This window comes from Novosphingobium sp. 11B, from assembly GCF_054589055.1.
This window is the reverse complement of record NZ_BAAILP010000168.1, coordinates 68,140-77,141: the sequence shown is the minus strand read 5'-3', so window position 1 is coordinate 77,141 and position 9,002 is coordinate 68,140. Positions and strand designations below refer to the sequence as shown.

Annotated in this window: 9 protein-coding genes; 5 read left to right on the top strand and 4 right to left on the bottom strand. The window is 64.5% G+C overall.

The window, feature by feature from the left end; genetic code table 11:
• Positions 1-560 precede the first annotated feature (560 nt).
• The 5 genes from ACYPYD_RS15600 to ACYPYD_RS15580 all read left to right on the top strand — a co-directional run bounded on the left by ACYPYD_RS15600 (position 561) and on the right by ACYPYD_RS15580 (position 6,325).
• On the top strand, positions 561-1,562 hold the full coding sequence (locus ACYPYD_RS15600) for a glycosyltransferase family 2 protein (RefSeq protein WP_459664090.1): 1,002 nt from the start codon (positions 561-563) through the stop codon (positions 1,560-1,562).
• Positions 1,563-1,571: 9 nt separating this feature from the next.
• Positions 1,572-3,104: an oligosaccharide flippase family protein gene (locus tag ACYPYD_RS15595; RefSeq protein WP_211150801.1), complete on the top strand. Its 1,533-nt coding sequence runs from the start codon at positions 1,572-1,574 to the stop codon at positions 3,102-3,104.
• A gap of 97 nt (positions 3,105-3,201) precedes the next feature.
• Positions 3,202-4,125 carry a retroviral-like aspartic protease family protein gene (locus ACYPYD_RS15590; RefSeq protein WP_248006078.1) on the top strand — a complete coding sequence of 308 codons (924 nt, stop codon included), beginning with the start codon at positions 3,202-3,204 and terminating at the stop codon, positions 4,123-4,125.
• A gap of 76 nt (positions 4,126-4,201) precedes the next feature.
• A complete protein-coding gene (locus ACYPYD_RS15585) occupies positions 4,202-6,022 on the top strand; it encodes an ABCB family ABC transporter ATP-binding protein/permease (protein WP_459664088.1) in 1,821 nt (606 codons plus the stop codon).
• Positions 6,023-6,139: 117 nt separating this feature from the next.
• Entirely contained in the window at positions 6,140-6,325 is a 186-nt protein-coding gene (locus ACYPYD_RS15580; protein WP_008832058.1) for a hypothetical protein, read from the top strand.
• Between the two features lie 3 nt (positions 6,326-6,328).
• Here ACYPYD_RS15580 and ACYPYD_RS15575 read toward each other — a convergent pair whose 3' ends face one another.
• The 4 genes from ACYPYD_RS15575 to hslU all read right to left on the bottom strand — a co-directional run.
• A complete protein-coding gene (locus tag ACYPYD_RS15575; protein WP_008832059.1) occupies positions 6,329-6,529 on the bottom strand; it encodes a DUF1737 domain-containing protein in 201 nt (66 codons plus the stop codon).
• Between the two features lie 24 nt (positions 6,530-6,553).
• Complete coding sequence (locus ACYPYD_RS15570) at positions 6,554-7,219, bottom strand: phytanoyl-CoA dioxygenase family protein (protein ID WP_459664086.1); 666 nt, start codon at positions 7,217-7,219, stop codon at positions 6,554-6,556.
• Positions 7,220-7,236: 17 nt separating this feature from the next.
• Entirely contained in the window at positions 7,237-7,635 is a 399-nt protein-coding gene (locus tag ACYPYD_RS15565) for a GFA family protein (protein WP_459664084.1), read from the bottom strand.
• A gap of 109 nt (positions 7,636-7,744) precedes the next feature.
• On the bottom strand, positions 7,745-9,002 hold a 1,258-nt coding region (hslU, locus tag ACYPYD_RS15560), incomplete at its 5' end, for an ATP-dependent protease ATPase subunit HslU (protein WP_459664081.1).

Below are 9,002 nucleotides of genomic sequence, written 5' to 3'. Positions count from 1 at the left end.
GCGAATACGGCACGACCCAAAGGCCGCCAACCGCAAACACCGAACTCCGGGAGCCGATACCTGCACTATGTAAAACGTATGGTTACGTTAGGACATATGCAGCATCGGCTTGCTTTAAACTGGTACTCCCGGCCCAAAGACCCGAAAGACCAGGCGCCGTCGCCCACATGTCCCTTCATCTAAACCTACAATGTCAAAGAACGAACCAGCCTTGCGGGCCAGCCCCGCCGAACAGTAAAGCCGGACAACCAAGCATCCCTCGTTCTTGCGATCGGGGGAACTAGCTGTCCGTCTGTGTTGGCGACCGTAGCAGAAGCGTGCTCCGCTGCGGTGAAGCGGCCTCTAAGGGGGGCTTCTGATTCGGTCAACACTCAATTTTCAAAAATGTTTTCAACAAACGATCGGCCGCCAATCACAGACGCCGAGGATAGCCACCTTCGGGCCAGCCGTGCCCTCGCCGGCTTTTCGCATTCCACACGCTTTCTTTACCGCGCTGCGCGTAAGGCCCAACGTGCAAACGCGCTTGCGCCGCAACACACAGCGAGGAACCTGTTACCTACATGCCGACACCGGCGATCAGCGTGGCCATGAGCGTCTTCAACGGCGAGCGCTTTCTTGCGTCCGCAATCGAAAGCGTGCTGGCGCAAGATTTCAGCGATTTCGAATTCCTCATCGTCGATGACGGGTCCAGCGACGGGTCGGCCACCATGCTGCGGGAATACGCCGGGAAAGATTCGCGCATCCGGCCGATCGTTCGGGAAAATCGCGGTCTCGTGGCCAGCCTCAACGAGATGATCGAGACCGCCCGGGCGCCGATCATCGCCCGCATGGACGCCGACGACATTTGCAGGCCGGATCGCTTCGGCAGACAAATCGCCTTCCTGGCGAACCATCCGGACTATGGCGTCGTTGGCAGCTGGAGCGAAGACATCGGCGAGGATAGTGAGAAACTTGTCCGCTCCGGTGCCGATCATCCCGAAACCCATGAGGAACTGCTCGGCGCCATCGAGGTCGGAGGGCAACTGATTTGCCACCCGGCCGCGATGTATCGCCGCGACGTCGTGCGCTCGGTCGGCGGATATCACGCCGCATTCAGGCATTGCGAGGACCTAGACCTGTGGCTGCGGCTTTCGAGCGTGACCAGGCTGGGCAATATCCCCGAGCGCCTGCTTCGGTATCGGCGCTATCCCGGACAGGTTTCGTCCCGTCACGCCACCGAACAGCAGATAGGTACCGCCGTGGCGCAAGTCGCCTGGCGCGAACGCAGGGCCGGACGCCCGGACCCGACGGCCGCCCTCGACCGACTGCCGCCAATCGACGAACTGGACTCGCTGTTCGGCCGGCCGGGTATTTCCCGGCAGGTCCGCGAGCAGGTTGCGCTGGGCCTGCTCTATTCGGCAAGCGCGATGCGCGACGAAGGCTTCGATCTTCTGGTGAGCCATTTGCGCGATGGCGGACGCCGTGACGGCATGTGGCGTACCGTGGCCCGGCTGGTGCGTTTCGGGGAGCCGGTGCGTGCACTGCGCCTCGCCGCCACGCTGACCACCTCGACCTCGGCCTGATCGTCGCTCATGTCGATCGATATCGAAACGCAGCCCGCCGAAACCAGCGCGATTGACGCAGGCCGGGGAACCGGCAGCGTCAAGTCAGCGGCGCTCTGGGCGGCGGCAAGCCAGTACACGCAATTCGTGCTCCAGTTCGCAACCTCGGTCATCGTCTCGCGCTTCTTCCTGAAGCCCGAGGAGATCGGGCTGTTCTCGGTGGCGTTGGCAGCTGCGATGATCCTGTCGGTAATCCAGGACTTCGGCCTCACCCGCTATCTCGGTCGCCATCCCACTGCGGACGAGGATACCGTACGGCATTGCACCGTGATCGCGGCAGGCTTCTCGTTCCTGCTCGCCGCCCTGATCATGGCGATCGCATGGCCGGTTTCGCGCTTCTATGCAGAGCCGAAGCTGTTTCCCATACTTGGGCTGATCGCGGCGTCCTACCTGCTCAATCCCTGGAGCATCGTTCCGGTGGCACTGCTGTCGCGGCGGCTCGACTTCAGGGGCACGTTCATCGTCAACGCGACCGGATCGGTGACGAACAGCGCCTGCGCATTGACGTTGGCGGCGCTGGGATTTTCGGCGACCTCGCTGGCCTGGGCGATGATCGCACAGGCCGGCGCCCGAGCCGTCGCCGCTCAGTTCCTGCGCCCGACCCCGCCGAGCCTTCGCGTGCGGCGCGAGCGGGCGCGCGAGATCATCGGCTTCGGCTCCGGCAGCGCGCTGCTCTACCTCTCCGGAGGGATCGGCATGCGCACGCCCGACCTCATCGTCGGGCGGATGCAGGGGATGACGGCGGCGGGCCTGTTCAGCCGGGGTGTCGCGCTGGCCACGCAGCTCCATTACCTCGTCGCGGGAGCGGTAAGTTCGATCTATTATCCCACGTTCGCGCGGCTGCGGGACGAGGGCAAGGACCTTGGCCCCTACTACGAGCGCGTAGTCGCGGCACATGGCGCGATCGTCTGGCCCGCGATGGCGCTGCTCGCGGTCCTGAGTGAGCCGGTTATCCTTTTGCTCTATGGCCCGGGCTGGGCCGAGGCGGCGCCACTGCTCGCCCTGGTCGCGCTGGCCGAGTGCTGTTTCGTTGCCCTGCCGCTGCATATGGACCTGCCGATCCTGCTGGGACGCTTGAGGAGCCTGCTCTGGTTCAATCTGGCCGATACGGCGCTTTCGGTCGCCACCCTGGCGGCCGGTGCGGCGATCGGCGTGGAGGCCGCCGCCGCCTCGCGGCTCGTCTACGGGCTCGGGTGGTTCTTCCTCTACGCGTTCTGGCTGCAGAGGCTGATCGGCTTCCGGTGGCGCGCCACCCTGCGGGTCTATGTATCGAGCGCCCTCGTCGCGGTAGTGACGATGGCTCCAGCTATTTATGCCGTCACCGTGTGGAGATCGCCGGCAACGCTCGGCTTCGTCGGCCTGGTGATCGCGGGCACGGCGTCGGTGCTCGCGTGGGCCGCCGCCATCGCGCTGGTGCGGCACCCCGCACGCGACGATATCGCGGGCATGGTCGGCCACGTGCTCGGACCAATCCGCATGCGACTGCGACCAAGCCAAGGCTGAAACACATTACTGTTTCACATAGAGTTCCACGCAATATCATGATAGATTGATCGGCAAGCAAGGAAACGCGGAGCATGTACTCCGCGGGGAGGATGCGATGTCGGGAATGAGCATGGCGCTGGCGATGCTGATCGCCAATCCCGTTATCCTCGGGGCGACCCCTGCCCCGATCTCGCAGGCGGCGCAGCCCGGCGAGGCGCCGCAAGACGACGTGGTGCAAGGCGATGCAGACGCCCACTTGCGCATGACGGTGGCGGTCGCCGTCCACGGGGTCGGCCCCTATCGCTTCCTCATCGACACCGGATCTCAACGCACGGTCGTTTCCACCACGTTGGCGGGAGCGCTTGGGCTGGTGCAGGGACCGCAAGTGCGCGTGGTCGGAATAGCCGGGGCGCACGACGTCGCCACAGCCCGGGTCGAGTCGATCACGGTCGGCCCCCGGGCCTTCTACGACCTGACCGTACCTCTGCTCGAGCGTGCAAACATGGGCGCCGACGGCATTCTCGGCACTGACAGCCTGCAGCACCAGCGTGTCCTGCTCGATTTCGCGCGCAACACCATCGCCATCGGCGACATGGCGGAGACCGGCGGCGCGCGCGGCTTCGAGATTGTCGTGCGCGCCAAGCAACGGTCCGGCCGCCTTATCCTCACCGATGCACTGGTCGATGGCGTCCGCACCGACGTCATCATCGACACCGGTGCCAGCGGAACGATCGGCAACCGCGCCTTGCAGGACGCGCTGACGAAAAAGCGGCGACAGGCGATGCTCAAGGGATCGGTATCGAGTGTTACCGGCCAGGAACTTGCCGTCGATCTCGGCGTGGCTGACAAGCTGGAACTGGGCGGGATCGGCGTCACCAACGTCGTGATCGCCTATGCCGACGCCCCCGCTTTCGGCGAACTGAAGCTCGGGCGCAAGCCTGCGATGTTCCTCGGAATGCGCGAGTTGCGGGCCTTCAAGCGGGTCGCCATCGACTTCACGAAGCGCAAGGTGTCGTTCGATCTGGTCGGGACGCCCTGATCCGCTCCCGCACTTTCAGCCAAGCCGCAGCGCATTGCCGGATTGTTTCATGCCATCGAACCCCTAAATAGCGCCCATGCCTCCCGATACCGCCGTCCGCGATTCCAATGCCCGCCACGATGGCTGGCGCACCCTCCTGCGCTTCATGCCGTACCTGTGGCCACGCGACAATCCGGCACTGCGCTGGCGGATCGTCTGGGCCTGTGTATTCATCGTGCTGTCCACCGCGACGCAGCTGGCGCTGCCTTACATGATGAAGTGGGCGGTCGACCTGATGGGCACGACCGGGCCAAAGCTGGTCCAACTGACCATGCTTATGGTGCTTGGCTATTCGGCTGGACGGCTGGCGCAGACCGGCTTCGACAACTTGCGCAACATCGTGTTCGAGAAGGTCGGGCAGGACGCGACGCGCGAACTGGCGGAGAACGTGTTCGGCCAGCTTCACCGCCTGTCGCTGCGCTTCCACCTCGCCCGTCGCACCGGCGAGGTGACCAAGACCATCGAGCGCGGGACCAAGAGCATCGACACGATGCTCTATTTCATGCTGTTCAACATTGCCCCCACGATCCTGCAATTGCTGGTGGTGGGCGTGATCTTCTGGGTCAATTTCGGCCCCGGCCTGGTCGCTGCGACGGCGCTCGCCATCGCCGCCTACATCTGGGTCACGCGCGTCATCACCGAGTGGCGCACCACCCTGCGCGAGCAGATGAACCGGCTCGACGGACAGGCCCTCGCCCGCGCCGTCGATTCGCTGCTGAACTACGAGACGGTGAAGTACTTTTCCGCCGAGAAGCGCGAGGAGGAGCGCTACGCGCAGGCGACCCGGGCTTATGCCGTTGCTGCCGTGAAGAGCGAAAACTCGCTCGGCATGCTCAACATCGCGCAAGGCGTGGTGGTGAACCTGCTCATGGCGGGCGCTCTTGCGTGGACGGTCTACGGCTGGTGGCGCGGCAATTATACGGCGGGCCAGCTGGTCTTCGTGCAGACCTACCTTACGCAGCTGTTCCGGCCACTCGACATGCTCGGCATGGTCTATCGCACGATCCGGCAGGGCCTTATCGACATGGCGGAGATGTTTCGCCTGCTCGACACCCCGGTCGAAGTGCCCGACGCTCCCGGAGCGCCCGCGCTGGTCATTCGCCGGCCTTCCATCGTTTTCGACGACGTCGTCTTCGGCTACGAACCGGATCGCACCATCCTGCATGGCCTGTCGTTCGAGGTGCCTGCGGGACAGGCGTTCGCCATCGTCGGCCCTTCCGGCGCGGGCAAATCGACGATCGCGCGGCTGCTCTATCGCTTCTACGATCCGCTTTCGGGCCGTATCCTGATCGACGGCCAGGATATCCGGCAAGTCGCACAGACCAGCTTACGGGCCGCGATAGGCATCGTGCCGCAGGACTCGGTGCTGTTCAATGACACGATCGGCTACAACATCGGCTACGGCCGCGATGGCGCAGCGGCTGACGAAATCGAGACGGCAGCACGCGGCGCCGCGCTGATGGGCCTGATCGACCGGCTACCGCAGGGCTTCGAAACCGAAGTCGGCGAACGCGGCCTCAAGCTCTCGGGCGGCGAGAAGCAGCGCGTCGCAATCGCGCGAACACTGGTCAAGAACCCGCCGATCCTGATTCTCGACGAGGCCACGAGCGCGCTCGACACCCGGACCGAGCAGGATATCCTCGCAACCCTGCACCGCGTGGCCGAGCATCGCACTTCGCTATCGATCGCGCATCGTCTCTCGACCATCGCCGATGTCGATCGCATCCTCGTCCTGAACGAAGGGAAGCTCGCCGAGAGCGGCACCCATTCCGAACTGCTGCGCCGCGACGGCCTCTATGCCGAAATGTGGACACGTCAGGCAGCCGAGGCGGAGGCCATGAACGAAGCGGCCGAATGACCGCCGCCATCACAAAGGCACGCACAGCGAAAGTTGGTGGGCGGCGCTCGGCCGTTACGGAACCCTTTGAACCGTCAACAGTTCGTCAGGAAGAGTTGGTGCAGGAGACGTGGTTCGATGAGATCGGGTTTTGCGGGTATCGGCGTAATCGTCCTGGCGACAACGCCGCTCGCAGCGATTCCGCTTGCCCTGCCGTCCATGCCCGCCCGGGCGCAAGTCGAGCTAGCCACCAAGACTTACACCGCGACCGGGCAGGCAGCCCACATCGTCCACGCCGCCAGCGTCAGCCGGCCGACGCGCTGAACGTTACCTGACGACGTCGGCCTCGTGCCAGACGACGGCCTGGGCCGCCTTCATGCAATTTTCCGCCGTATCCCACGACAATGACGGCGAGCCGTAGAGCCGCCAGCCCTGCGCCAGCGCTTCCGACACGCGCTCACAGAAAGCGCGGTCGTCCGCTCCCGTGAGCAGGCGGTATACAGGACGATCTTCCGGGGTCTGGTACATGCTGGGCACTCTTGTGATCCGATATCAGATGCCTAGCCACTCCAGACCGTACGGCAAAGCCCCGATCGCATAATCGACCTGCAAAACCCTCCTCCTGCGGCCCGGACGTGCGGCATTCGAGGCATGCAGGATAGGCGTCCGATAGAACCAGACGTCTCCAGCATCCGCCAGACAGACATGCTTCTGCAGACCCTGCGCAATCTGCTCCACGGCTGGCGCGGGTATCCGCCCAAGTCGATGTGAGCCCAGAGCGACAAGCAGAGGCGCGTTTTCATCGTCCACCGGGTCGATATGGATGCGCACAGTCAGCATTTCATCGATTACCGAAAACGGCGGTTCGACATGGACTATGCCTTGTTTGACGGTCCAGGGGCCGAAGCCGGACACATCCATTCTCTGGCGCACCGCGATAGTTCGATCCTGATGCCAGCCAAGTACCCACCCCGCCGCATCGTTCTTATCGAACAGCACTACACGAACCGGCTGGACGTCGGCCCCCAATATCGTCCTGGCCACCGCGCCGACCGGCCCGCCCTCACCGAGCATGAACCCAAGCTCCGGATCATCCGAAATGCGCAGCCCTGCCTGGCCGTCCGGCATTCGCACGAGGATACGGTGCAAGTCCGCCAGCATCGGCGCAGCAAGCCCCGGATGGCACACCGCGCCATCGCGTTCCAGTTCGAGGTCCACGACAGCACAGGACGCGATCACCCCGGATAACGCTCGAACTCAGGCAGGCTTGCAGCATCCTTCATCCAACCGACGCGTTCGGCGACCTGGATCTGGGCTTGCGGCTGCAATGCCCCGGGATCGTCCAGTGTGACCAACTGAATATCCACCAGTCCGGGCAGCACCGCTTCGTTGACGTAATAGAGCCCCGATCCGCACGTCGGGCAGAAGTGGCGGACTGCGTCACCGTTGGAGCTGTACGACGAAGGCTTTCCTGCAGTCACCGCGAACTCACCGGCCGCATAAGCCGCCCACGCGACGGTCGGCGCTCCGGAGGATTTCTGGCAATCGGCGCAGTGACACAGCGCGACATGCTGCGGCTGTCCCTCAACGCTGTAGCGCACGGCGCCGCACTGGCATCCACCTTCAAGCTTCATGGCGATTCTCCTTCGCCGGACAAGCTACCCCTTTCGCCGGAACATTCAAGGAACAAAAAGGGCGCGGACATGCTGCCCGCGCCCTTTCAGGTCCGTTTCGGCGCTACCGTCAGAGAATGTACTTCGACAGATCCGCGTTGCCCGCGAGGCCGGACAGCTTGTCCTGCACGTAAGTGCGGTCGATCGTCACCGTCTCGCCCTTGCGGTCCTCGGCCTCGAAGCTGAGTTCCTCAAGCAGCTTTTCCATCACCGTCTGCAGGCGGCGGGCGCCGATGTTCTCGACGCTCTCGTTCACTTGCGCGGCGATCTTGGCGATCTCGTCGATGGCGTCGGCAGTGACCTCGACCGTGACCTGCTCGGTGCCGAGCAGCGCCTTGTACTGCGCGATGAGGTTGGCGCGCGTTTCCGACAGGATGCGCACGAAATCCGCCTCGGTCAGCGCCTTGAGTTCGACGCGGATCGGCAGGCGTCCCTGCAGTTCGGGCAGCATGTCGCTCGGCTTGGCGACGTGGAAGGCGCCGCTGGCGATGAACAGGACGTGGTCGGTCTTCATCGGGCCGTACTTGGTGGCGACCGTGGTGCCCTCGATCAGCGGCAGCAGATCGCGCTGCACGCCTTCGCGGCTGACCGAACCGCCGCGCACGTCCGAGACGGCGATCTTGTCGATCTCGTCGAGGAAGACGATGCCGTTGTGCTCGGCATTGGCGAGCGCCACGCGGGCGACGTCATCCTGATCGAGCCGCTTTTCCGATTCCTCGTCGACCAGCTTGTCCCAGGCGTCGGGCACCTTCATCTTGCGGCGCTTCATGCGCTGGCCGCCCAGCTTGCCCATGATGTCGCCGAGATTGATCATGCCGACCGAGCCGCCCATGCCGGGGATTTCCATCGGGCCGGAGGGCGCATCCTCCACCTCGATCTCCACCTCGGTGTCGTTCATGGCGTTTTCGGTGATGCGCTGGTGGAAGGCGGCGCGCGTCGCCTCCGAGGCGCCGTCGCCGACGAGGGCATTGAGCAGCCGGTCCATCGCCGCCTTGCTCGCCGCCTCGCGCACGGATTCGCGGCGGCGCTCCTTCTCGATGCGGATCGCTTCCTCGACGAGATCGCGGGCGATCTGCTCGACGTCGCGGCCGACGTAGCCGACCTCGGTGAACTTGGTGGCTTCCACCTTCACGAAGGGCGCTTCGGCCAGCTTGGCGAGACGGCGGCTGATCTCGGTCTTGCCGCAGCCCGTCGGGCCGATCATCAGGATGTTCTTGGGCGTCACCTCGTCCCGCAGGTCGGCGCCGAGGCGCTGGCGGCGCCAGCGGTTGCGCAGCGCGACGGCGACGGCTTTCTTGGCTTCGGTCTGGCCGACGATGTGCGCGTCG

Bases quoted from the DNA above. Each gene is read 5' to 3' on its own strand.
- ACYPYD_RS15590 (WP_248006078.1), top strand. From the start codon at position 3,202: ATGTCGGGAATGAGCATGGCGCTGGCGATGCTGATCGCCAATCCCGTT.
- ACYPYD_RS15575 (WP_008832059.1), bottom strand. From the start codon at position 6,529: ATGTACCAGACCCCGGAAGATCGTCCTGTATACCGCCTGCTCACGGGA.
- ACYPYD_RS15600 (WP_459664090.1), top strand. From the start codon at position 561: ATGCCGACACCGGCGATCAGCGTGGCCATGAGCGTCTTCAACGGCGAG.
- ACYPYD_RS15595 (WP_211150801.1), top strand. From the start codon at position 1,572: ATGTCGATCGATATCGAAACGCAGCCCGCCGAAACCAGCGCGATTGAC.
- ACYPYD_RS15565 (WP_459664084.1), bottom strand. From the start codon at position 7,635: ATGAAGCTTGAAGGTGGATGCCAGTGCGGCGCCGTGCGCTACAGCGTT.
- ACYPYD_RS15585 (WP_459664088.1), top strand. From the start codon at position 4,202: ATGCCTCCCGATACCGCCGTCCGCGATTCCAATGCCCGCCACGATGGC.
- ACYPYD_RS15580 (WP_008832058.1), top strand. From the start codon at position 6,140: ATGAGATCGGGTTTTGCGGGTATCGGCGTAATCGTCCTGGCGACAACG.